Raw genomic sequence first — 24,659 nt, forward strand, 5'->3', positions numbered from 1 at the left:
TTAAGCCAATTCCTTGGCAAATTCCTCAGTAGGAATACAGCTACACATCAAGTTTCTGTCGCCATAAGCAGAGTCAATTCTTCTTACGCTTGGCCAGAATTTGTTGTCTTTCACGTATTCTAAAGGATAAACCGCTTTCTCTCTGGAGTAAGGCAAGTTCCACTCACCAGTCAAAACCATCGATGCGGTGTGTGGCGCATTTTTCAGTACGTTTTGCTCTTTGTCAGCCGCACCAGTCTCGATCTCGCGAATTTCCTCACGGATGGAAATCAACGCATCACAGAATTTATCCAATTCAGCTTTCGTCTCAGATTCGGTAGGCTCGATCATCAAAGTGCCTGCCACAGGGAAAGATACCGTAGGAGCGTGGAATCCATAGTCCATCAACCGCTTTGCGATATCCTCTACCTCTACGCCAAAATCTTTGAAAGATCGACAATCAACGATCATCTCGTGGGCAGCTCTTCCTTTGGATCCGGTATAAAGAATTGGGAAATGTCCGCTTAATCTTTCTTTGATATAGTTGGCATTTAAGATTGCCATTTCAGTGGCTCTTTTAAGGCCATCTCCGCCCATCATTGCGATATAAGCATAGGAGATAGGCAAAATGCTAGCACTTCCATACGGTGCAGAAGAAACGGCTGATACCGCGTGAACTCCGCCAGTTTTCACGACAGGGTTACCTGGAAGGAATGGAGCCAAATGGCTAGCCACACAGATTGGGCCCATGCCAGGTCCTCCTCCACCGTGAGGAATACAGAAGGTTTTGTGCAAGTTTAGGTGACAAACGTCAGCACCGATAAAGCCAGGAGAAGTCAAACCTACCTGAGCGTTCATATTGGCACCATCCATGTAAACTTGGCCACCATATTGGTGAATGATTTGGCAGATCTCTCGAATACCTTCTTCAAACACCCCGTGTGTAGAAGGGTAGGTTACCATCAAGCAAGAAAGATCATTTGCATGCTCTTCTGCTCTCTTTCTCAAATCTTCGATATCGATATTTCCCTTTTCGTCACACTTCACCAAAACCACTTTCATTCCAGCCATAACAGCGGAAGCAGGGTTGGTTCCGTGAGCGGAAGTAGGGATCAAAGATACATTTCTATGTCCTTCACCACGGCTCATGTGATAAGCTCTGATCACCATCAGACCAGCATATTCGCCTTGAGCACCGGAGTTCGGCTGGAGAGAAGTATCCGCGAAACCAGTGATTTCGGTAAGCCAAGTTCTCAAATTGGTAAACAGCTCTTGGTAACCCAAAGTCTGATCCATTGGAGCAAAAGGATGCAGTTGACCGAATTCTGGCCAAGTTACTGGGATCATTTCCGCAGTGGCATTCAATTTCATGGTACAAGAGCCCAAAGAAATCATGGAATGTACCAAGGAAAGATCCTTGTTTTCCAAACGCTTGATATAACGGAGCATTTCGTGCTCAGCATGATAACTATTGAATACCGGGTGCGTCAAGTACTCAGACTTTCTAGCCAATCCCTCTGGAAATTCCAGCTCGAGGTTTGAAACCAGATCATTCAGATCCAAGGTATGCTTGCCTTCTTCGGTTGCGAAGATCTTAACAATGGTATTAACATCGTCCAGAGTTTTGGTCTCGTCAAAAGAGATGAAAACAGAATCAGACTCATATCTGAAGTTCATTTTAGATCCCAAAGCCAAGCCTCTTACTCTTTCTCTCGCGACATCATTCATTTTGATTTGAATGGTGTCGAAGAAATACTGATCAGCTACATCCAAGCCAACTTGCTTCAAAGCCTGGGCGGTCAATTTCGCCAAACCGTGAGTTCTCAAAGCGATATTTTTCAATCCTTGAGGACCATGATAGACTGCATAGAAACTTGCCATCACGCTTAGCAGTACCTGAGCGGTACAGATGTTGGAAGTTGCCTTCTCACGCTTGATGTGCTGCTCACGAGTCTGGAGAGCCATTCTATATGCCTTGTTTCCGGCCTTGTCTACAGACACACCGATGATTCGGCCAGGAATCTGTCTCTTATAATCGTCTTTGGTAGCAAAAAATCCAGCGTGAGGTCCGCCGTAACCCATCGGTACACCGAATCTCTGAGCGGAACCTACCACAACGTCTGCTCCCATTTCGCCTGGAGAAGTCAAAAGTGTAAGCGCCAACAAATCAGAAGCGAAGGCAGTCATCACTTTGTTTTCCTTGGCAGACGCTACCAATGCAGCGTAGTCTGCAACAGCACCATCAGAATTAGGATACTGGATCATGAGCCCGTAAAGCTCCGGATCAGTCAAGTCCAAGCTAGCTAGAGATCCAAAAACCAACTCAATTCCAATTGGCTCTGCTCTCGTAACCAAAACTGCTTTGGTCTGAGGGAAGACCTTTTCGTCAACAAAGAACTTGTTCGCGTTCTTCTTTTCTCTCGCTTTCACCGCGTGAAGCATAGTCATTGCTTCGGCAGCAGCAGTACCTTCGTCCAAGAGAGAAGCATTGGCAATCTCCATCCCGGTCAATTCCATCACCACAGTCTGGAAGTTGATCAAAGCTTCCAATCGACCTTGGGCGATTTCAGCTTGGTATGGAGTATAGGCTGTATACCATCCCGGATTTTCCAGCACATTTCTCAAAACCACTCCCGGCACGATGGTATCGTAGTAACCCATCCCGATGAAGGACTTGAAAACCTTATTTTTGGAAGCCAGCTTTTTGAAATCAGCCAAAAACTCAGACTCCAATTTTGCCTTAGGTAGATCCAAAGGCTTCTTGGTTTGAATGGCTTCCGGTACTGTTTGGTTGATTAATTCCTCAAGGGATGAGGCACCGATTTTCTCCAACATCTCAGCGATTTCCGCTTCATTCGGGCCGTTGTGTCTGCTCTCAAACTTGACAGCATTGGAAAGATTGATCTTCATAAAGTACGTTTGGGTAGAATGACGTATTTGGGTTTGAAAACATCCTGATTTTTCGTGCGCAAAGGTACTATTTCTTAAAGGAAAAGACTTTGTGGAACACGAATAATTTCCCTGTCAACACGCCATATATATAAACGGTTTTTATGAGGCTTAAAAATTTGGCTAGCTTAGTGCCCTAATCACAAAACTGTATGAATAAAGGATTGATTTTAACTGGCGCTTTGGCGATCGGCTTGGCTCTCCCAAGCTTTGCCCAAGCTCCCGCTCAGGTGAAGTATGCCAATACGATCACCGCCGAAGACCTCACCAAGCATCTCACCCACTTGGCCTCTGATGGAATGAAAGGCCGAGATACGGGTTCCGAAGAAGGCAAACTTGCCGCCAACTACCTGGCTGACTTCTACAAAAGCCACGGCCTGACCGGTCCTGTGGACGGGAGCTACTTCCAAAATGTTCCGCTGGTAAGCACCTCCTACAGCAAAGTGGCCCTGCAGATAGGCAAAACCAAACTGGTGGAAAACCAGGATTTTGTCTTCGTAGGTGACGGCGATATGGCCAAAGCAGCGAAAACTCAATTGGTATTCCTTGGCTTGGTGACCGATGAAAACCTGGCGAAAGTTGATGTAAAAGGCAAGCTTGTCGGCCTTTGGGCCGTAGGCGTACGCAGCAACGACTTGGTGACCAAAGTCATGGATGCGGGCGCAGCTGGTATCGTCATCGTGAGCATGGAAGGCCAGGCCAACTTTGACCGGATCGCAAACCGATATAAGACGCTGGCAGGAAAAGGCAGAATCGGCTTTGACCAAGAGACAAAGCAGCGTCCAATCTTCATGGTAAGCTCCGACAAAATGGGCGAGCTTTTTGGCACTTCGGTGGAGATATTGAAGGAAGCAGCTAAGGCAACACCTGAAACTGTGGCTGCTCAAAAAGCTACCTACCAAGTGGTAAAAACCAAAACTCCGGTGGAGGCATACAACGTACTTGGCTTCCTCGAAGGAACTGACAAAAAGGAAGAAGTGCTCGTAATCTCCTCGCACTACGACCACGTGGGTGTGAGCAGCGAAGGAGAAGTATTCAATGGCGCAGATGATGACGGCTCAGGCACAGTTTCCGTAATGGAGATAGCCGAGGCATTTGCACTGGCTGCCAAAGACGGCCTGAAACCAAGAAGAAGCATCCTCTTCCTCAACGTGACTGGTGAGGAAAAAGGCCTCCTAGGCTCCGAATACTATTCTGAGCATCCCGTATTCCCACTTGCCAATACGGTAAATAACATCAACATCGACATGGTGGGCCGTATCGACTACGAATACCAGAAAGAGGCTAACAAGGACTATGTATATGTGATCGGCTCCGAGATGCTCTCTTCCCAGCTGAAGAAAATCAACGAGTACAACAACATCACTTACACTAATTTGATCTTGGACTACCGCTACGATGCCGAGGACGATCCAAACAGATTCTACTACAGATCCGACCACTACAATTTCGCCAAACATAACATCCCGGTGATCTTCTTCTTCAACGGCGTGCATGACGACTACCACCAAGTGACTGACACCGTGGACAAGATCGAGTTTCCGCTGATGACCAAGCGCGCCCAGCTGATATTCTACACGGCTTGGGACCTTGCCAACCGAGAGAACAGAACTCCGGTAGATGGAACCAACACCAGAACTGACAGATAAAAGCAAAGGCCCCGAAAATCGGGGCCTTTTTTATTTGCCTTTATTCTTCTGATTCTTGGTCTTCAACTGGTTCCGGTTCGGCTTCTTGCCATGCTTTTTTGCCTTGACCTTTTCACCCTTGCCAATATTGGTTTTTGGCTGGGCTTTTTTCTCGTGAAAGGCTCCTTTGTAGTCTGGATTTTCCCGCTGCTTGAGCTTGTCAAGTTCCCGTGCATAAGCCTGCTTTTCCTCAAAGGGCGTAGCCGGTACATCCACTGAGTCTGGGATTTCCAGCTCTTCAACGGACATACGGATCAGTTCTTCGATTCTTTCAAAATGATAGGTTTCCGCTGGGTTAACGAAGGTGATTGCCTTACCCTCATTTTCTGCCCTTCCCGTTCTTCCGATTCGATGCACATAATCCTCATAAATCAGCGGCACGTCAAAGTTGATCACGTGTGACACCATCGTCACGTCTAGACCTCTGGAAGCTACGTCGGTCGCGACTAGCAATCGCACGTCGCCGGCCTTGAAATCCTCCATGGAGTTGATGCGAGTATTTTGGCCCTTGTTGGCATGGATCACCCTGATCTCGCCCATGTGCTTGCGATCCAAAAAGCCGAACACCGACTCGGCGTTTTTTCGGCTGCGGGTGAAAATAATCGCTCGATTGATCTCCTCGTTTTCCAGCAAATGAGCCAGTAAGTTAATCTTGGTCTTGATATTAGGCACCAAATACTTGACTTGGGCGATGGTCTCCGCAGTGGTGGCTGACGGAGTAACTTCGACTTTTTCGGGGAATTCCAAAAATTCCTCCGAAAGCTTCTCCACCCTTGAGCTGAAAGTGGCCGAGAAAAGAAGGTTTTGCCGCTTCACCGGAATAACCTCCAAAATCGCCCGAATCTGAGGCATAAAGCCCATATCCATAATCTTGTCGGCCTCGTCCAAAATCATCGTTTTGATTTCCTTTGTCAGAATCGTCCCTTTTCGGTAGAGATCCATGAAGCGGCCCGGTGTAGAGATGATGATATCCACTCCAGCTGTGATATTTTCGATCTGGGTCTTAGGCCCCAAGCCCCCATATAGGCTGACAATCCGCAGGTCTGTATTTTGCGCCAGCGCCTTGGCAACCTCCTCGATCTGCATCACTAGCTCGCGGGTTGGAGCCAAGATCAGTGCTTTAGGGAAAGAGCCCTGCGCGTATTTCACCTTCATTAGGAGTGGCAATACATAAGCCGCCGTCTTGCCGGTTCCAGTTTGGGCAATTCCCAACACATCATGACCGGCCAAGGCTAAGGGGATGGCCTTTTGCTGGATGGGGGTCGGTTGGGTATAGCCAGCGGAAGCTACTGCGTCCAGCAATTGCCTGTTTAGCTTAAAAGCATCAAAACCTAGGGCCTCATCACTCATGATTGTTATTTTTGGAGAGAAATCTGAAATCGAAAAAGAAAGAAACGATGAAAAGTATCCTGATCACCGGCGCAAATATAGTCAATGAAGGCCGGATTAGTCCGGGCGATGTTTTGGTCAGGGATGGCCGCATCGCCAAAATCGGAGACAACCTCCGCGGCGAGTCCGCAGAGATCCACATTGACGCGCGAGGAAAACACCTCTTTCCTGGTGTAATTGATGATCAGGTACACTTCCGCGAGCCGGGACTCACCCACAAGGCGGAAATCTACACCGAAGCCAAAGCGGGGGTTGCTGGAGGTACCACCACCTACATGGAGATGCCCAACACCGTCCCACAAACTGTAACAATCAGTCTACTGGAGGAAAAATACAAACGGGCTTCCGAGGTCTCTTTGGCCAATTATTCCTTCTTCTTCGGAGCTACAAACGACAACCTCGAAGAAATCCTCAAGGTCAATCCTGAGAATGTCTGCGGGGTGAAAGTCTTTCAAGGCTCCTCCACTGGCAACATGCTCGTGGACAACCCTGAGGTCTTGGAGCAGATATTTAAGGAATGCAAGACGCTGATCGCTATCCACAGCGAAAACGACAACATCATCAAAGCAAATCTGGAGGAATTCAAAGCTATATACGGAGAGGACATTCCCGTCAAATACCATCCCAAGATCAGGTCTGAGGAGGCTTGCTACGACGCTTCTAGTCGGGCGGTAGCCATGGCCAAAAAGTACGGCACCAAACTTCACATTCTCCACATCAGCACAGCCAAAGAATTGGAGCTGTTTGACAACTCGATTCCCTTGGAAGAAAAGCGTGTGACTGCTGAGGCCTGTATACACCACATGTGGTTTTCGGAAGAGGACTACGCCACCAAAGGCAACCTGATCAAATGGAATCCTGCAGTAAAAACCGCCAATGACCGTGAAAAGATATTCCAAGCCATGCTGGACGGAACCATCGACGTGGTAGCAACAGACCATGCCCCCCATACTTTGGAGGAAAAATCCCTGTCCTACCTCAAAGCTCCCTCTGGAGGGCCATTGATCCAACACAGTCTCGTTGCCATGCTGGATTTCTACCATCAGGGGAAAATCAGTCTGGAGGCCATCGCCCAGAAAATGGCACACAACGTAGCCCGCTTGTTTCAGATTAGGGAAAGGGGATTTATCCGGGAGGGATATTTTGCGGATCTAGTGTTGGTGGATTTGAACTCGCCTTGGCTGGTATCCAAGGAAAACATTCTATCAAAGTGTGGCTGGTCGCCTTTCGAAGGGCACACATTTCGTTCGAAAGTAATACAAACCATCGTATCCGGACATTTGGTGTACGATCAGGGAGAGTTCCACGAAGAGAAGAAAGGGGAAAGGATTACTTTTTTGAGAAATAAATGAAAGCAGCCTTGCGCTAAGTGGGCTTAAATATTACTTTTGCAGACCATTTGAGAGAATCCTCTCTCGAATAGGCCACACGGTGATTGTAGCTCAGCTGGTTAGAGCGCTGGTTTGTGGCACCAGAGGTCGCCGGTTCGAACCCGGTCTTTCACCCAAAACCCCTCAAATCGAGGGGTTTTCCTTTTTTTATACCGGTGCATTTGGCACAGCATTTGACAAAATAGAAAAAACTAAACCACACTCAGATGTTTACTTTGTATAAAACCCCTCCAAAATTTCCGGTGGTGAAGCCCGTAAATATCCGGCTTGTCCATAATTATTTCGTGAAATTCGAAGAATCGCTGAAAATCTTCGAGGAAATCCAGCGAGAAACCGCACATTCGTGAACAAATCGACTCTACATCTAGAAAAGGTTATGGAAACATAACCTTTTATTTTTTGCCTGCGATTTTTCTTATCGAATCAAAACTCTATTTTTATTTTCCTACAATTCTCCCCTTATGAGTTATATCCATTTTGATAAAACCCAATTAATCAATCTGAATTACTCCCTCGACCGGGAGATTATTCGGACGAATCGGTCTGGTGCGTACACCAGCACCACTATTATCGGATGTAACACTCGTAAGTACCATGGCTTACTGGTGGTCCCACAGCCACAGATCGATTCCCAAAACCATGTGCTACTATCGACCGTCCATGAGACGGTTATCCAACATGGAGCAAATTTCAACCTCGGCATCAGCAAATTTCCCGGAAACTACTCCCCCAGGGGACACAAATATCTGGAGGATTTTGATTCTGAGCCGATCCCGAAACTGACCTATAGAGTCGGCGGAGTGGTATTGCAAAAAGAGCTCATTCTGGACACCAATCGGGACAGGGTCATGCTGCGCTACACCTTGCTGGAGGCGCATTCCAAGACAAAGATCCGGATACAGCCTTTTTTGGCATTTAGGGGATACCATAGCCTCGTCAAAGCCAATGACCAAATCGACCGCAATTTCGAAAAAGTGCCCAACGGAGTCAGTTTCAGGCTATATCCGCAGTACGACCCGCTTTTTCTCCAGCTTTCCAAAAAAGGGGAATATGTATCCCATCCAGATTGGTACTACAACATCGAATACATCCAAGAGCGGGAGCGTGGCTACGAGTATCAAGAAGATCTCTTTGCTCCTGGTTATTTTGAATTTGACATAGAGAAAGGCGAGTCTGTCATTTTTTCGGCGGGACTGACAGAGGCCGATCCCTCTACGCGCCAAAATGCCTTTGAAAAAGAAATCGCAAGGCGAATCCCAAGAAACAATTTTGAAAACTGTCTGCGAAACTCCGCGGGTCAATTCATCCGAAGACGTGACGGCGACACCCGCATCATTGCCGGCTATCCTTGGTTTGGCTGGTGGGGGCGCGACACCTTTGTGGCGGCGCCGGGCTTGACCCTGACGACAGGGGACACGGAGACCTTTCTAGAGATCATGGATACCATGGCCAGAGATCTTCAGGGCCCGCTTTTTCCAAACATCGGAAGTGGCGACTTCACCAACATGACCTCGATAGATGCGCCGCTTTGGTTCTTTTGGACCCTACAGCAATACATTATTTACACTGGAGACAAAAAGACTATCCAAGAAAGGTATCTCGGGAAACTGAAGGGAATCATAGAAGGCTATAAAAATGGAACAGACTTCAACATCCACATGCAGCCTGCCGGCCTGATTTGGGGTGGACGTCCCGACGTAGCACTAACCTGGATGGATGCGATCACTCCGGATGGGCCTGTCACACCCCGCATCGGATGCCCTGTGGAGATCCAAGCACTTTGGTTCAATGCACTGTGTTTTTACCATGAGCTCTCGGGAGAAGAAGTCTATGCCTCTTTGGCGGCGAGGGTCAAGGAGAGTTTCGATCGTGAATTTTGGTCTTGGGAATATGGCTACCTGGCCGATGTGGTAGATGGAGACGAAAAAGACTGGTCGATCCGTCCAAATATGGTCTTTGCTACTTCTCTTCCCTACACCATGCTCAATGAGGAGAAAAACGACAAAATCCTCGAAATCATTAAATCAAAACTTTTGACGACTAGAGGCCTTCGATCCCTATCGCCTGATGACCCAGGATACAAAGGCTATTATTACGGAAACCAAATCAGCAGGGATCACGCCTACCACAACGGCACGGTTTGGGCCTGGCTACTAGGCCACTTTACAGAGGGATATCTGAAGCTACACGGGAAAGCTTCCAAAAACTTTATCCAGAAAATAATCAAGGGTTTTGACGAAGTCATGACCCAATACGGGATAGGAACAGTAGCAGAGATTTTTGACGGAGATCCTCCTCACCGTCCCAAAGGCTCCGTTTCCCAAGCTTGGAGTGTTGCAGAACTGCTTAGAATGATGGACATCGTGAACAGGATCTAAAATGATTTTTCTATGAGAGTTTTAATGTTTGGCTGGGAATTTCCACCGCATATTTCCGGAGGACTGGGTACCGCCTGTTACGGTTTGGTCAAGGGTATGAATCACCACAATCAGCAGGTAATCTTTGTGGTGCCCAAGCTATGGGGGGACGAGGAGCCAATGGCGGATTTTGTCAATGCAAGTGATGTCAGGATAGACTATAGAGAAAAGCGGTTCAAGAAATTCTGGAAAAATCTCACCTACTTGGAAGTAAGCAGTTTCCTGGTGCCGTATTTGGGCCCGGAAGAGTTTAAAAAGTTCACCGACTACGCCATCCACGATCGAACCGACGTGGATGAAAGCATCTTCTCCAACAAGTTTGAATTTAGCGGGAAGTATGGCAAAAACCTCTTGGAGGAAGTCTCCCGCTATGCGTTGGTAGCTGCTCAGATCGCCCGCGACAAAGACAATTTCGACATTATCCATGCGCACGACTGGTTGGCATTCCCGGCAGGGATCGCGGCTAAGGAGATCAGCGGAAAACCCCTGGTCGTACACGTACACGCCACGGAGTTTGATCGCTCGGGAGAGACGGTCAATCAGCCGGTCTACGACATCGAACGTGCTGGCATGCATGCCGCCGACCATGTGGTGGCGGTGAGTCAGCTCACGAAAAACATCATCGTGAGAAAATACGGAATTCCCGCCAGCAAAATCACGGTTTTGCACAACGCAGTACTTGATGCCAGTATCATCAAATCAGAATACGAGAAAAAAGTACCGGAAAAAATCGTCACCTTCCTGGGAAGGATTACCTTCCAAAAGGGCCCCGAGTATTTTGTGGAAGCAGCGAAGAAAGTCATCGATCGAGACCCCAACGTGCGTTTTGTTATGGCAGGCTCGGGCGACCTGCTGAATCGAATGATTGACCGCGTGGCAGAATTGAGAATGGCGACACGGTTTCATTTCACGGGATTCTTGAAGGGCGATGACGTCGACCACATGTACGCCATCTCGGACGTTTATGTGATGCCCTCTGTATCAGAGCCATTCGGCATAGCACCTCTGGAAGCCGTCCGCCACAATACACCCGTAATCATCTCCAAACAGTCGGGAGTAGCCGAGGTGCTTCGGAATGCGATCAAAGTTGATTTTTGGGATGTCGACGCTATGGCAGACGCCATTTTCGCATTGCTGCACTACGATGGGATATCCCGAATGTTCAAAGAATTGGGAAGCGAGGAACTCAAAAAATTGAAGTGGGAGCATGTGGCTGCCAAACTAGTAACTGTCTATGAAAAAACTTTAGCCGAACGATCATGAGAACCATCTGCTTTTACTTCCAGGTGCACCAGCCTTTCCGATTGAAGCCCTACCGATTTTTTGACATTGGAGAAGACCACCACTATTGGGATGATTTTCTAAACCGAAACGTGATTCGCAAAGTCGCCCAAAAGTGCTATTTGCCGATGAATACGCTCCTGTTTGAACTAATAAATCAATATCGGGGCAAATTTAAAGTTGCGTTCTCGCTTTCCGGCACCTTCCTCGATCAAATGGAAGCCTATGCCCCCGAAGTACTCGAAAGCTTCCAAAAGCTCGTGGCAACCGGCCACGTAGAACTTCTGAACGAAACCTACACCCACTCTTTGGCGTCGCTGAAAAGCAAGGAAGAATTTCAGGCCTTGGTCAGAAAACACCAAGAGCGAATCAAGGAGCTCTTCGGCGGCTACACCCCAAAGGTGTTTAGAAATACGGAATTGATCTATTCAGACCAGATCGGCGCTATGGTTGCGGATATGGGATATGAGGCAATACTTACCGAAGGAGCCAAACACATTCTAGGCTGGAAAAGCCCCAACTATGTCTACTCAAGCGCCAATGTCCAAAAACTAAAGGTACTCCTAAAAAACTTCTTGCTATCGGACGACATTGCATTCCGCTTTAGCAACAAAACTTGGGCCGACTATCCCTTGACGACCGAAAAATTCGTGAATTGGATCAATGCCATCCCGAAAGAAGAACAAGTGCTGAACCTTTTTATGGATTACGAGACCTTCGGTGAGCACCAATGGGAGGAGACTGGAATCTTTGAGTTTATGCGGCATCTTCCCGAAGCAGTCTTCAAACATTCAAACTTCAGCTTTTCAACGCCTTCGGAAGTAGCTGCAGAGGTTAGCCCGGTGAGTAAGATCCACGTTCCCGTTCCGATCTCATGGGCTGACGAAGAGCGTGACTTGACCGCATGGCTCGGCAATGACATGCAGGACGAGGCTTTTGACCGACTTTATGAACTTGAGAAACTAGTTCGTAACATTGACGATCCAGAGATCAAGAGGGATTGGGGCTATCTACAGACTTCCGACCACTTCTACTACATGTGTACCAAGTTCTTTTCCGACGGCTCCGTACACGAATATTTCAGTCCCTACGATACGCCCTATGACGCCTTTATCAACTTCATGAACGTGCTAAGCGACTTTATGCTCCGAGTGAAGCAAAAAACGGCCGCACTCCAAAGCTAGCATCGTATTCAAGTAACAAAGAGAAAGGCCTTTCGGAACTGCTTCCGAAAGGCCTTTCTCTTTGGCTTCGCCAAGTTTACTCTTTGATCTCAATAACCTTAAACTCGGTACGTCTGTTAGTTTGGTGTTCTTCCTCGGTTTGGGCGTTTTGGACGATCAGCTGAGATTCCCCATAACCTTTGGCAACCAGTCGATCCGCAGCAATCCCCTTGGAAACGATATAGTCCACTGCCGACTGCGCCCTGCGCTGGGAAAGATCCAGATTGTAGGCATCACTGGAGCGGGAGTCGGTGTGTGAACTGAGCTCTATGCGGATAGTAGGGTTGTCGGCCAAGATCTTCACCAACTTATCCAACTCTATGGCTGCGTCTGGACGGATGTCCGCCTTATCCAGATCATAGTAAATATTATCCAGCACGATGGCCTTCTCCAAGATCAGCTGGTCCAATACTATCGTCGTGTCCAAAGAAACATTGGTGACTTCCTGTACTAGCGTGGCGGGATCCGGTGTCTTGCCCTTGGTCGAATAAGGAATGGACTTGGAGAAATAACCGCCTTTAGAAGCAATGATCGTATAGTCAGAATCCACGTTCATGGTGAACCTAACACGCCCATTGGTGTTGGAGAAGTCTCCGCCTTGTTGCTTGTTGTCCGAGCCATAGAGCACGACTCTGGTCTGAGGCAGTACTGCTTCAGTACCGTCCGCTTTGGCTTCTTTGGTATAGACATTCAGCAGAACATTGACGATTTTAGGCTTGGGGGTTTTGTCCTCGAAATAGTAGATATCGTCGTCCCCCACTCCGTCGGCACGGTTGGAAGACAGGAATCCGGCCTTGGGATATTCTGTGAAGAAAATCCCAAAATCATCGCCCTTGCTGTTGATGTTTTCGCCTAGGTTTTTGATGGTCTGTTTACCGGAACCGTCATTTTCGGCCACAAAAATATCCAACTTCCCATATCCCGGATGTCCGTCCGAGGAAAAGAAAAATTTGCCGTCTGCAGCCTCACGAGGAAACATTTCATTTCCCGGTGTATTCACAGTAGGCCCAAGATTCACAGCATTACCGAAGTCGCCATTGGCCAATCTTGTGGCCTTATATAAGTCAATCCCCCCAAAGCCCCCAGGTCTATTGGAGGCAAAATAGAGCTCTTCCCCGTCTGAGCTGAAAGCCGGCGTAGAATTCCACCAGGTTTCGTCTTCATTCACGGGCATCCAGATCGGCTGGGTGAAACCTGCTCCGCGAAAATAGGACACGAAAAGGGCTGTCTCTGGAAGGTCTTTGATCGAGGTGGAGTTGCCTCTCGCATAGATGATGGTATTGCCATCTGGACTGATGGCTATCGCCGCTTGGTTGAGCCCTTCTTCGTTACGGAATTCGGGCAAAGCCTGAATCGCCCCAACATCCACTTTTAGCCCATCGGCACGCGCTCGAAAGAGCTTGGTATAAGGCGTACCCGTAGCAGGATAGAGACCAGATGCCTGTCTCCCGGAGGTGAAGTATAGAAAATCCTCGCTCAAAACCGGAGAATAATCAGGCCCGGGCGTATTGAGTTCCTTGTAATTGACCAACTCATGCTTAGGCCAATAGTCATCTATGCCCTCGGCTAGATTAATGGCTTCAATCTCCCGTTGGTTTCTTGCCAAAAGTGCTTCGTCGGAAGTATAGGATTTGGCTTTTTCGAAGGCCTCCTTTGCCTCTTCGTTTTTCTGCTGGGCCCTCAGACTTTGTCCCAGAAAAAAGTAATGGTTAAAGGAAGGTTCTTCCTCCGCCAATTGTCGGTAGTAGGGCTCCGCCTTTTCTACCCGATTAGAAAGTCTGTAGCTCTCTCCAATCACGCGGTTGGCTTCTAGATTAGTAGAGTCCTGCTCGAGGATTTGCGAAAAGGTATTGATGGCATATTGGTATTGGCCGGACAGGAATTGATCATTTCCTTTTTCCTGAAGGCTCTTACAGCCTGCCAGTGCAAACAAGGTAAAAACTGCTATCCACAAAAAATGCTGCTTCATCTAAAGGCTATTGTCGGTCAATACTGAATATTACTAATTAATTTGGAAAATATCTGCTCAGCCAACTATTTCGAACGGGTTGCCAAAGATTTTTTAAATCGGATTTGACGCGTATTTGAGGGTTGATCACTTCGGCATCAAGGCCAATTTCCCCGGATGTGACGCGGGTTTTCACTCCCAAGGCAGGAATAACCCTCAGTTCGCCGTCAGGTCTCTTCAGACTGATCTTTCCCTGATCGGTAAGATTGGTCTGAAGGAGACTTTCCAAATCACGCAAGGTTCGAACCGAGCTGTCTATCGAGCATCCGCTAGCCCCAAGTTTGCTTTCGTCTACCGCCAGGATGAGGATCTGACTTTCCAAAATATCAAAGGAAGTCGGCATCAAGTTGCCGTGGGTATTCCAGCCTTCACAAAAGCTGACTAATCGCTCACGGATCAATTGCTCGTCGGATTCAGAGATTGGTTTGTCTGCCTGATAGACCCAGACCCGGGAATACTCTGGCATTTGTTCGAATGGGAGGTACATAATTCAGTTAGTCTCACAAAGAAAAACTCTTTCAGCATAACGGCAAAAAAGGCCAAATTGATTCAATTCCTCGGACTAAATACCCATTTCTTTAGCAATCATCTCCGCCAGATCCAGGACTTTGACTTCAGCTTCCCTATTCTTGTTTTTCACACCATCTGTCATCATCGTCAGGCAAAATGGGCAACCTACTGCAATCGCCTGAGCTCCAGTAGCCAATGCCTCCTCCGTTCGCTCGACGTTGATGTCTTTGTTGCCCGGCTCCGGCTCCTTAAACATCTGAGCTCCTCCGGCCCCACAGCAGAGCCCCTTGGTTTTGCAACGCTTCATCTCGACGAGCTCCACGTCCAAAGCCCTGATCACTTCGCGGGGCGCCTCATATACATTGTTTGCCCGGCCTAGGTAGCAGGAGTCATGGAAGGTGATCTTCTTACCGCGAAACTCTCCCCCGCCCTGCAGCCTCACTTTCCCTTCATTGATCAGTTGCTGGAGAAACTGGGAATGATGAATCACTTCATAGCTTCCTCCCAAAGCAGGATACTCGTTTTTTATGGTATTGAAGCAATGTGGACAGGCAGTCACTACCTTTTTCACCTCATAGGCATTCATCACCTGGATATTGGCCACAGCCTGCATCTGAAAAAGGAACTCGTTTCCAGCCCGTCTTGCTGGGTCTCCAGTACAAGTTTCCTCGGGGCCAAGCACGGCAAAACTTACTCCTACCTTATTCAGAATCTTCACGAAAGCCTGCGTGACGGCTTTGTACCGCTCGTCAAATGAGCCGGCGCAGCCCACCCAAAAAAGGACTTCCGGAGCTTTACCGTTGGAGGCCATCTCGGCCATAGTCGGGACTTTATAGGTTGACATAGCTTTGAATTACGATTTTAGAATTAAGATTTACGAGGACTTGTTTGCTATTGAGGTCAAATCAATCAGCTAACCCAAGCCTTTTAAAACTACTTTTAACTTTTGCGTTGCAAACTGTCATTGATAATTGGACACTAAAAACTGTTCACTGAGACTGCTCACTCTCTTTAACCTTATCCGCCCAGTTGAAACGGTCAGAAGGACTAAATTTCCAAGGAGAAAAGCTGGTTTCCATATTCTGGAACATCGCATTCCATTGTGATGGCGTGCCAGACTCCTCCATGGCTATGTAGCGCCTCATCTGCAAGATGATCGACAAGGGATCGATGTTCACGGGACAAGCTTCCACGCAGGCATTGCAACTAGTACAGGCATTGAGCTCTTCTTTGGTGATGTAGTCGCCGAGCAGAGACTTTCCATCTTCGAGTCCCGGTCCTCCTGCGTCGATGCTTTTGCCCACTTCCTCAGCCCGGTCACGCACATCCATCATGATCTTTCGCGGAGAAAGGTTTTTGCCCGTGATATTGGCGGGGCATTCGGCAGTACATCTGCCACATTCTGTGCAGGAATAGGCATTCAAAACGCTAATCCATGAGAGGTCGTTGATATCTTTCGCACCAAACCGGCCAATCTCAGCCGGAGGATCAGCCTGATTTTCCACCGGAATACCAAGCATCATATTGACCTCGTTGGTCACCTCTGGCATGTTTTTCATCTCGCCCTTCGGCTTCAGATTGGAGTACCAAGTGTTAGGGAAAGCCAGAAAGATGTGCAAATGCTTGGAATAAGTGACATAGATCGCAAAAGCCAAAATGCCTATAATATGAAACCACCAAGCGGCACGCTCTACAAAAACCAAAAAGCCGTCCGACAAACCTTCAAAAATCGGAAATAAGAAATGGCTGAAAAACAGCGGACCGACGTCTATGTAATTTCCCACGCCTCTTTCGGCCAAGATCTGATCAGTTGCGTTCATCGTCAAGATAGCTAGCATCAGCACGATTTCTATTACCAAGATCAGATTGGCATCGAGCGCAGGCCAACCTTTCAATTCCGGTTTATTGAGACGCCCTACCTTCAACACATTTCTCCGGATCAGAAAGGCAACACAGGAAATCAACACACCTACAGCCAAGAACTCAAAGAAATTCATCGCAACGGTATAGGCCCCGCCCAAGTAAGGGGCGAAAAGCCGGTGGGTGCCAAAGACTCCATCTAGGACAAACTCCAAAACCTCTAGGTTGATCACCAAAAAGCCAACGTAAATCAGAAGATGCAAAAGGGCTGGAATCACACGCTTAAACATCTTCTGCTGGCCAAAGGCTACCAAAGCCATTGTTTTCCAACGAAGCTCGGGCTGGTCGTTTCGGGTTTCTGGTTTTCCCAAGAGGATGTTTCTCCTGAGAAATTTGATCCGTTTACCCAAAATATAACCCGCCGCTCCCAAAATCAGCACAAACGCGAGTTGATATAAAATGCTCATAGTGATCAGATTAGCTTGTTTCTCGTTTTTTTAGCCTTATTTTTTCCGAAAAGGATTTGTATCAAATACTCAAATTTCTACCTTTGCATCACTTTACGAGTCGGTGATATAGCTCAGTTGGTAGAGCATCGGACTGAAAATCCGTGAGTCGGTGGTTCGAGTCCACTTATCACCACCCTCCCGATCCACCCGGATCGGGATTTTTTTTTGCCCTTTTTTCTGATTTATCAAGTCCAAAAGCAATTTTTCCATACCTGCAAAATAGAAAATAGTCTGCATGCATACTATTTATTGGTTCAAATTTAAATTGAATCTATTGCAAAAATCCCCTTTAAGTTTATTCTATCCCTTTCAGAATAAGGCGCTTTAGGCTTGGGAAAATATTTTCGCGATTTTTCGCACTGAAGTGTAACATTTCCGCCACTTCTGCATCATCTACTTAAATGAATTCATTTTTCGAAACGCACATCTGGCCGATGCGGGGTAGACTATATAGACTGGTCTACCTTTGGATCAAAGACCAATCCCTCGCCGAGGATGCGCTCCAGAATGTATTCGAAAAATCAGTGGAGCGTCAAAAGGAACTCCAAGCGCACCCCAACCTGATGGGGTGGATGGTAACAAGCCTGAAAAACGAGGTGTTGATACACCACCGAAAGAACATCCGGCTGAAAGGGCTTGAAGAGCTGAACGAACCGGTGGCGACGCAGTCCGACGCGCTGGAATCTGCCGAATCGCACAGGCTTATCTTCGATTTGGTGGACGGCCTACCGGAAAAGCAAAGAGAAATCTTCCACTTACGCGAAATCGAGGAAATGAGCTACGAAGAAATCGCCCAACATATGGAAATCAGCATTGACCAGGTAAAAGTGAATCTCCATCGCGCAAGGAAGACGCTCAGGGAAAAATTGATCAACCAAGGAATAACCAGATGAAACCACGGATAGAAGAACTATTGGATAAATACTGGGAGGGAGAAACTTCCCTGAACGAGGAAAGAGAACTTCGAAGTCTCATCACAAAAGCTGATGGTTATGAGAAGGAAAAAGAGCTCTTTCAGGCACTTGGACAGTTTCGAGCCTTGGAGCCTTCGGGCTTGCTCATTCCAAAGAAAGGCAAGCAACGCTGGCTGCCGCTGGGATTGCGCTGGGCGGCTTCTATCACGCTCTTGGTCGGAGCGTATTGGGGATGGGCGACATACGAACAAATGCAGGCCGAAGAAAGGGCTTACCGAGAGGTAATGGAAGCCTTAGCACTGATCCAAACCAACCTCTCCAAAGGACAAAAGCAGTTGGATCACCTCAACGATCTCAAATACCTGAACACAACCAATCAGCTATTTCAGCTGAATACAAGCAACTGAACTATGAAAAAGATCATACTGCTCATCTTCTTCCTCACCTCCTTCTCCGCACTTTCATTAGGCCAGGACGACGCTATACAGAGGTTTTTCTCCAAATACATGGAGGACGATCGCTTTTCAAGGGTTTATATTTCCCCTAAGATGATGCAGATGGCCGGGGGCTTTCTGAAAAACAACGCAGGCGGAGATGCGGATGCGGAGGAGCTCGGCAAGCTGATATCCAAAATCAAAGGAATCCGAATTTTGTCCACAGAAGAGCTGGACGGACTCCCCCTCTTCAAAGAAGCCATGACCACGCTAAATAAAAACCAATACGAAGACCTGATGGATGTAAAGGACAAGGGCTCCAACCTGAAGTTTATGGTGAGGGAGGAAGGCGGACTGGTCAAGGAGCTCACAATGATTTCAGGCGATTCCAAATCCTTTACGCTTCTCTCCATGCTGGGAAGCTTTACCTACGAAGACCTCAATCTCTTGGCCGAAAAAACCGACCTCCCGGGCATGGACATGTATGGGAAGGGATCCAAAGACCCCAAATAAACCCCAATAGTTTGACACACAATTTTGAAAACTAAACCTATAACCCATTCAAACATGAAAAAGCTACTCCTATCTCTTGCCGTTTTCGCAGCAGCCCTAGCAGCCCATGCACAAAGCAACAGTGTCGCCGCACTTAAAGACAAGTACAAAACCGAGGAAGATTTCTTCCATCTTGAGCTTGGCGGCAACTTTATGAATTTCGCCGAAGGCTTCAAAGTCGATATCGACAAAGACGACATGGCCGCTGTCGCCAAATCAGTGGAAAAGCTGAACTTCTTCACCCTCCCAGATGGACCCAATTCCTTTGCCGAATTCAAAGCCTTACAAAAAGGTCTTGAAAAGGAAAGGTACGAGCTCTTGATGGAAGCATCAGAGGGAAAAGGCGGCGTGATGGTTTACTCCAAGGGAGCAAAAATCATCTCCGATTTGGTCATTTTGGTAGGGGATGAAAAAGAAGGAGACTTGATGGTCATAGAGCTGAAAGGAAAATTCACCCAAGAATCCTTGGACAAGGCTACTTCACACTTGAATTAAGAGTTTCCAGACCCCTCATTTTCTAATTAAAACTGAAAAAGCCCAAAATCTGGGCTTTTTCTCGTTTGGGTAGAAAAAATTTATCTTCTTTCCTAAACCTCTACAATCGATTGCGAAATCGGAAAAACCAGACTTAAAATATTTTTTAAATTTCGTTTTATAAAGATTAATCAAAATTATATTCCGTTTTTTTGATTCTTATCCACACGAAAAAGCTTTCGCAATCGATAGCGAAGCTAAATTATTATATTTTCAATAATTCATTCATTTTATTAATGAATACTAAATTTTTGTAAAGTTTTTTTGAAACATTTGCAATTAAGGTTTCGTGTAGTAACTTTGTAATGTAATTCGAATTGCATCGATAACCCTGTAACCCAAAATGTCCCCCCCGATAGAATCAGTCTATCCTGCGGTTACAAAAAAAATCTAGAAACCTATTTTAAACCAACTACTTAAAATGAAAAAATTACTCTCAATGCTTTTTGTTGCGGGGATCGCAACTGGAGCTTTTGCAAAAAACGACGAGAAAGCTGTAGAAATCAGACAAACTGAACCAGCTAAAGTTATGGTGGCCGTGCCTAATGCACCTGAAGGAACCTTGACTGTAAAGATCACTGACGCTGATGATCGCTTGGTACTGCGTGACAGAATCACCAAAACCGAAGCTTTCGCTAAGCGCTATGATCTCAACGCACTTCCAGTAGGAAACTACTCTATCGAAGTATCTGACGCAAACGGAACTCTGAGAACCGCTACCTTCAGCACTGAGGCAGTAGTGAAGCCAGTGGTGTACACTCGAGTGACTGAGATGGGCAATGACCAATACAGACTCCTGGTTTCCAATCTGGAAGCTAAAGACGTGACCGTACAAATCTTCGACGGAGACAAGCTGATCCACACTGAAGCCATCGACAATCCACAAGGCCTGCATAAAATCTACACGATCACCAAGCCAAACTTCCCGGATGCGATCAGCTTCAAGGTGACCACTGCTAGCGGTTTCGAAGCCTACGCTTCTTCCAAGTAATTAAACCAACTGTTTAGAAATACACCCCTGCTGAGGCGACTTGGCAGGGATTTATTTTTTTCCTCGATTTAAATCAATAAATTAGTTTCATTCGCTTTTTTCCGTAAATCCAACAATAAACCAGAAAATAATGAATGCTACTTTTCCCTCTTTTGCCAATTCACTTGGCCTCGCATCAAAAACAGCTTTTGCAACCCTCGCAATCATACTCTTTAGCTATGCTTTGACAACTCCTGCAGTAAAAGCCCAAACAGCCCCTCCCCCAACCGAACCGAAAGTCCGGGGACAAATCGTTGACAAAAACGACAAACCAATACCTGGTGCTGCGATATTGGTAAAAGGACAAACCACCGGGACCGCAAGCGATGCGAACGGCTTTTTTGAGTTGAATCTTGGCAAGTTCACAGACAGAGATCTGACCTTGGTAATCAATTTCATCAACTACTCCAAAAAAGAGGTTGAGATCCCCTGGAAAAAACTTCCAAAAGACTTTGGCCAAATAAGGCTATCCGAGGACTGATATAGGGAAAAGAAAACTCCAAGCTCCTTCTCAAAAACTTGCCTGGCGATCGAAAAAAGTAACCCTTGAGGATCACTCCCCAAGGGCTTCTGGTTTGATATAGCCGAATGTTTAAATATCCGCCGTCTCTACGTTTTTGAAATACACCTGCTTGTCCACATCCAGATCGACCAAGACAGCCGAGTCGTTTTTGATATATCCGGACAAGATTTGCTTAGATAGCTCATTCAGGATCAAACGCTGCATAGTCCGCTTTAGCGGTCTCGCCCCAAACTGCGCATCAAAGCCCACCTCCCCAAGGTAGTCCAACACTTCTGTAGTTGCCTCGATGTCGATATTTGCCTCGGCAAGCCGCTTCTGGATCTCCTTCCATTGGATATCGACGATTCGACGCGTGATCTGCTTACTCAGCGGTTCAAACATGATCGTCTCGTCAATTCGGTTGAGAAACTCCGGCCTCACAGACTTTTTCAAGAGGTCATAGACTTCAGTTTTGGTTTTCTCCAAAACCACCTCCTTGTTCCACTCTTCCATCTCAGCAAAGCGCTCCTGGATCAGGTGCGAGCCGATATTGGTCGTTAGAATGATGATCGTGTTCTTGAAGTTGGCGATTCGGCCTTTGTTGTCCGTCAGACGTCCGTCGTCCAAAACCTGTAACAGGATGTTGAAGACATCGGGATGCGCCTTTTCGATCTCATCCAGCAGCACGACTGAGTAAGGCTTTCTCCTCACTGCCTCAGTTAGTTGTCCGCCTTCGTCGTAGCCCACGTAGCCTGGAGGTGCTCCCACGAGTCGGCTGACTGCATGTCGCTCCTGATACTCGGACATATCGATCCGCACCATGGCGTTTTCATCGTTGAAGAGGTATTCGGCAAGTGCTTTCGCCAATTCCGTCTTACCAACCCCGGTGGTACCCATGAAGATAAAGCTACCGATCGGACGCTTGGGATCCTGAAGGCCTGCGCGACTTCTGCGAACCGCATCGGAAAGCGCTGCGATGGCTTCTTTCTGGCCGGCTACCCGCTTGCCCAGTTCCTCTTCCAAATGCAAGAGCTTTTCCCGCTCAGATTGGATCATCTTTGACAGGGGAATTCCAGTCCACTTGGAGACGACCGCGGCGATGTCCTCTTGGTCCACTTCTTCCTTCAGAAGAGGCGAACCAGCCTGCATCTCGTCCAATTGACTCTTGAAAGATTCGAGTTTTTTCTCGGCTTCGACGATTTTTCCATATCGGATTTCGGCGACTTTGCCAAAATCACCCGCCCGCTCGGCCTGCTCAGCCTCGAGCTTCAGCTTGTCGATGGCTTCCTTTTCGTTTCGAATCCCTACGATTACAGCCTTTTCGCTCTCCCATTTTGCCTTTACATTTTGACGTTTTTCGGAAAGCTCGGCAATCTCCTTGCTAAGGACGGTCTCCTTATCGCGATTATTTTCCCTACGAATAGCCTCCCGCTCGATCTCCAGCTGCATGATCCGCCGATTGAGTTCGTCGAGTTCTTGTGGCAAGGAATCGATCTCCATCCGCAACTTTGCAGCAGCTTCGTCCATGAGGTCTATAGCTTTGTCAGGCAAGAAACGATCAGAGATATAGCGCTGCGAGAGCTCGACAGCTGCGATGACCGCGTCATCCTTGATCCGCACCCCATGGTGGAGTTCGTACTTGTCTTTGATCCCACGAAGGATCGAGATTGCGTCGGCCGCATCAGGTTCGTCCACAATGACCGCTTGGAATCTACGCTCAAGCGCTTTGTCCTTCTCGATATACTTCTGGTATTCCTTCAGTGTGGTCGCGCCGATGGCATGCAATTCCCCCCGAGCCAAAGCAGGTTTGAGCAGGTTGGCGGCGTCCATGGCACCTTCTCCTCCACCGCCTGCACCGATCAGCGTGTGAATCTCATCGATAAAGAGAATAATCTCGCCTTCGGCATCGGTCACCTCTTTGATCACCGCTTTAAGTCTCTCCTCAAACTCGCCTTTGTACTTTGCGCCCGCGACAAGTAGTCCCATATCCAGGGATATCAAGGTCTTGGATTTGAGATTTTCGGGTACGTCACCGGAAACAATCCTTTGCGCGAGGCCCTCTACGATAGCAGTTTTGCCGACCCCAGGCTCTCCGAGCAGGATAGGATTATTCTTTGTCCGCCTCGCCAAAATCTGCAAGACGCGCCTGATCTCCTCATCCCGGCCGATGACCGGATCGATCTTGCCTTTTTTGGCTAAATCGTTCAGGTTTTTGGAGTATTTCTCCAGCGCCCTGTATTTGCTTTCTGCGTTTTGGTCTGTCACTTTGTTTCCTTTTCTAAGTTCCTTAATTGCTTCTATAAGAGGCTTTTCGGCCAAACCTTGATTCTTCAGCAGCTGCGAGATAGCATCGCTTCCCGCCAAGATGGCCAAGAGCAAATGCTCAACCGCTACAAATTCATCCCCGAACGTCTTGAGGTATTCTTTCGCTTTTGCCAAGACTTGGTTGGCGGCTCCAGATAAATAAGGTTGTTGATTTGCACCGCTTACTTTTGGAAGTTTGGCCAGCTCCTGATCGAGCTTTTGATCGATGAGCTGTTTGCTTGTTCCCAGCTTTTTGAAGAGAAAATCGGTGACATTTTCGTCTTCCGAAAGGATGCCCTTCAAGAGATGGGCCGTTTCTATTGCAGGAGTTCCCGAAGCCGTCGCGAGCTCCACGGCCTTTTGGATAGCCTCCTGCGATTTGATAGTAAATTGGTTAAAGTCCATAATGGGTTGCTAGTGGTGTTGGTTAATTCCACATGGATCAAATGTTCCGCCAAGGGTAAATTTCAGCCAGAATGACTTGAAAAAAGTATGTTATTGATAAATAATGGAAATTTTGACAGAAGATAAAACTCAATTTTTCATTTTATCGAGCCATTATTTCCTCTGTCTAATTTTTTAATGGCGGCGAAATCCAAGGTTTTTGGAAACGCCCCGGATAAAAAAAATCCCGCCTTTTCTGACGGGGTCTGGATTAGTTTCCTTTGAGCAGTTCGCTGGCCGGAGGCGCCTTCTTGTTTACACCGGAATTGTTATTGATAAACTCCGGAAAAAACAACTGGACATAGTAACCTTCTTGGGACACAAACAACTTGCTCATCCCGGAGACGACGTCATAAAGCGTTTCCTTGTCTTGCTGAGCCAACCAACCTTGATCCAAATCCCTAAACACCGTACTCAGAGGCGCATAACTCATGTCGTCTTTCTGAAGCTCCACTGGAAGCACCAATTTCCCGCTTTTCACAGTAGTCCTTCCCATAAAGCATTCGCTACTGCCTTGGTGGAGTATCGATATCACCACTTCATGTTGGCCATCCGTCACCGGTTTGGCTCCTTTGTTTACGAATGCGCTGTAATAATCAATGTAGCATCCTTTGACCCCCTTGAGGTGAAGAGACAAGCCTTCTTGAGAAAATGCCTGGTTCATGACGCCCAGAAACAAGAGCATACTAACTTTGATTTTCATAAATATCTGACGATTAAAGCCGCGTTAGTTTCCAGTTT

Annotated in this window: 20 protein-coding genes and 2 tRNA genes; 14 read left to right on the top strand and 8 right to left on the bottom strand. The window is 47.3% G+C overall.

Annotated elements, in window-relative coordinates; all coding sequences use genetic code 11:
• A complete protein-coding gene (gcvP, locus tag J0A67_RS12915; protein ID WP_206569785.1) occupies positions 1-2,889 on the bottom strand; it encodes an aminomethyl-transferring glycine dehydrogenase in 2,889 nt (962 codons plus the stop codon).
• A 191-nt stretch (positions 2,890-3,080) separates the two neighbouring features.
• Here gcvP and J0A67_RS12920 point away from each other — a divergent pair, with 191 nt between their 5' ends.
• Positions 3,081-4,577, top strand: a complete 1,497-nt coding sequence (locus tag J0A67_RS12920) for a M28 family metallopeptidase (protein WP_206569786.1) — start codon at positions 3,081-3,083, stop codon at positions 4,575-4,577.
• A 30-nt stretch (positions 4,578-4,607) separates the two neighbouring features.
• Here J0A67_RS12920 and J0A67_RS12925 read toward each other — a convergent pair whose 3' ends face one another.
• Entirely contained in the window at positions 4,608-5,966 is a 1,359-nt protein-coding gene (locus tag J0A67_RS12925) for a DEAD/DEAH box helicase (RefSeq protein ID WP_206569787.1), read from the bottom strand.
• A gap of 47 nt (positions 5,967-6,013) precedes the next feature.
• Here J0A67_RS12925 and J0A67_RS12930 point away from each other — a divergent pair, with 47 nt between their 5' ends.
• From J0A67_RS12930 to J0A67_RS12955, 6 genes are all read left to right on the top strand, one after another.
• On the top strand, positions 6,014-7,357 hold the full coding sequence (locus J0A67_RS12930) for a dihydroorotase (protein ID WP_206569788.1): 1,344 nt from the start codon (positions 6,014-6,016) through the stop codon (positions 7,355-7,357).
• Positions 7,358-7,435: 78 nt separating this feature from the next.
• Positions 7,436-7,511 (top strand) — tRNA-His (locus J0A67_RS12935).
• A gap of 91 nt (positions 7,512-7,602) precedes the next feature.
• On the top strand, positions 7,603-7,743 hold the full coding sequence (locus J0A67_RS12940; RefSeq protein ID WP_206569789.1) for a hypothetical protein: 141 nt from the start codon (positions 7,603-7,605) through the stop codon (positions 7,741-7,743).
• Positions 7,744-7,857: 114 nt separating this feature from the next.
• A complete protein-coding gene (locus J0A67_RS12945) occupies positions 7,858-9,774 on the top strand; it encodes an amylo-alpha-1,6-glucosidase (protein WP_206569790.1) in 1,917 nt (638 codons plus the stop codon).
• Between the two features lie 12 nt (positions 9,775-9,786).
• Positions 9,787-11,076 carry a glycosyltransferase family 4 protein gene (locus J0A67_RS12950; RefSeq protein ID WP_206569791.1) on the top strand — a complete coding sequence of 430 codons (1,290 nt, stop codon included), beginning with the start codon at positions 9,787-9,789 and terminating at the stop codon, positions 11,074-11,076.
• On the top strand, positions 11,073-12,278 hold the full coding sequence (locus tag J0A67_RS12955; RefSeq protein WP_206569792.1) for a glycoside hydrolase family 57 protein: 1,206 nt from the start codon (positions 11,073-11,075) through the stop codon (positions 12,276-12,278). The genes J0A67_RS12950 and J0A67_RS12955 overlap by 4 nt, the downstream gene beginning before the upstream one ends.
• 76 nt (positions 12,279-12,354) lie before the next feature.
• Here J0A67_RS12955 and J0A67_RS12960 read toward each other — a convergent pair whose 3' ends face one another.
• The 4 genes from J0A67_RS12960 to J0A67_RS12975 form a co-directional block, all read right to left on the bottom strand.
• Positions 12,355-14,286: a CHU_0125 family OmpA-like outer membrane integrity protein gene (locus J0A67_RS12960; RefSeq protein ID WP_206569793.1), complete on the bottom strand. Its 1,932-nt coding sequence runs from the start codon at positions 14,284-14,286 to the stop codon at positions 12,355-12,357.
• Between the two features lie 37 nt (positions 14,287-14,323).
• On the bottom strand, positions 14,324-14,812 hold the full coding sequence (locus tag J0A67_RS12965; RefSeq protein ID WP_206569794.1) for a hypothetical protein: 489 nt from the start codon (positions 14,810-14,812) through the stop codon (positions 14,324-14,326).
• 75 nt (positions 14,813-14,887) lie between these two features.
• Positions 14,888-15,679 carry a (Fe-S)-binding protein gene (locus J0A67_RS12970; protein WP_206569795.1) on the bottom strand — a complete coding sequence of 264 codons (792 nt, stop codon included), beginning with the start codon at positions 15,677-15,679 and terminating at the stop codon, positions 14,888-14,890.
• Between the two features lie 145 nt (positions 15,680-15,824).
• Entirely contained in the window at positions 15,825-17,162 is a 1,338-nt protein-coding gene (locus tag J0A67_RS12975; RefSeq protein ID WP_206569796.1) for a 4Fe-4S dicluster domain-containing protein, read from the bottom strand.
• 102 nt (positions 17,163-17,264) lie between these two features.
• On the opposite strand from J0A67_RS12975, the gene J0A67_RS12980 reads away from it, so the two are divergent.
• From J0A67_RS12980 to J0A67_RS13010, 7 genes are all read left to right on the top strand, one after another.
• Positions 17,265-17,337: transfer RNA gene (locus J0A67_RS12980), tRNA-Phe, on the top strand.
• A gap of 268 nt (positions 17,338-17,605) precedes the next feature.
• Positions 17,606-18,097 (top strand): GFO_1088 family ECF-type sigma factor, encoded by a 492-nt coding sequence (locus tag J0A67_RS12985; protein ID WP_206569797.1) that lies wholly within the window; start codon positions 17,606-17,608, stop codon positions 18,095-18,097.
• Positions 18,094-18,525 carry a PG0215 family putative anti-sigma factor gene (locus J0A67_RS12990; protein WP_206569798.1) on the top strand — a complete coding sequence of 144 codons (432 nt, stop codon included), beginning with the start codon at positions 18,094-18,096 and terminating at the stop codon, positions 18,523-18,525. The genes J0A67_RS12985 and J0A67_RS12990 overlap by 4 nt, the downstream gene beginning before the upstream one ends.
• Before the next feature lie 3 nt (positions 18,526-18,528).
• Positions 18,529-19,065: a DUF4252 domain-containing protein gene (locus J0A67_RS12995; RefSeq protein ID WP_206569799.1), complete on the top strand. Its 537-nt coding sequence runs from the start codon at positions 18,529-18,531 to the stop codon at positions 19,063-19,065.
• Positions 19,066-19,119: 54 nt separating this feature from the next.
• Positions 19,120-19,599, top strand: a complete 480-nt coding sequence (locus J0A67_RS13000) for a DUF4252 domain-containing protein (protein WP_206569800.1) — start codon at positions 19,120-19,122, stop codon at positions 19,597-19,599.
• A 460-nt stretch (positions 19,600-20,059) separates the two neighbouring features.
• Positions 20,060-20,629, top strand: coding sequence for a hypothetical protein (locus J0A67_RS13005; protein ID WP_206569801.1), 570 nt, complete (start codon positions 20,060-20,062; stop codon positions 20,627-20,629).
• A gap of 130 nt (positions 20,630-20,759) precedes the next feature.
• Positions 20,760-21,149 (top strand): carboxypeptidase-like regulatory domain-containing protein, encoded by a 390-nt coding sequence (locus tag J0A67_RS13010; protein ID WP_206569802.1) that lies wholly within the window; start codon positions 20,760-20,762, stop codon positions 21,147-21,149.
• A gap of 111 nt (positions 21,150-21,260) precedes the next feature.
• Here the strand turns inward: J0A67_RS13010 and clpB are convergent, their stop codons facing one another.
• The gene (gene clpB / locus J0A67_RS13015; RefSeq protein WP_206569803.1) at positions 21,261-23,879 is read right to left on the bottom strand and encodes an ATP-dependent chaperone ClpB; all 2,619 of its coding nucleotides are present in this window, start codon (positions 23,877-23,879) and stop codon (positions 21,261-21,263) included.
• A gap of 250 nt (positions 23,880-24,129) precedes the next feature.
• Positions 24,130-24,621, bottom strand: a complete 492-nt coding sequence (locus tag J0A67_RS13020; protein ID WP_206569804.1) for a hypothetical protein — start codon at positions 24,619-24,621, stop codon at positions 24,130-24,132.
• Positions 24,622-24,659: the final 38 nt, after the last annotated feature.

It is taken from the genome of Algoriphagus aestuariicola, assembly GCF_017254835.1.
Lineage (GTDB): Bacteria > Bacteroidota > Bacteroidia > Cytophagales > Cyclobacteriaceae > Algoriphagus > Algoriphagus aestuariicola.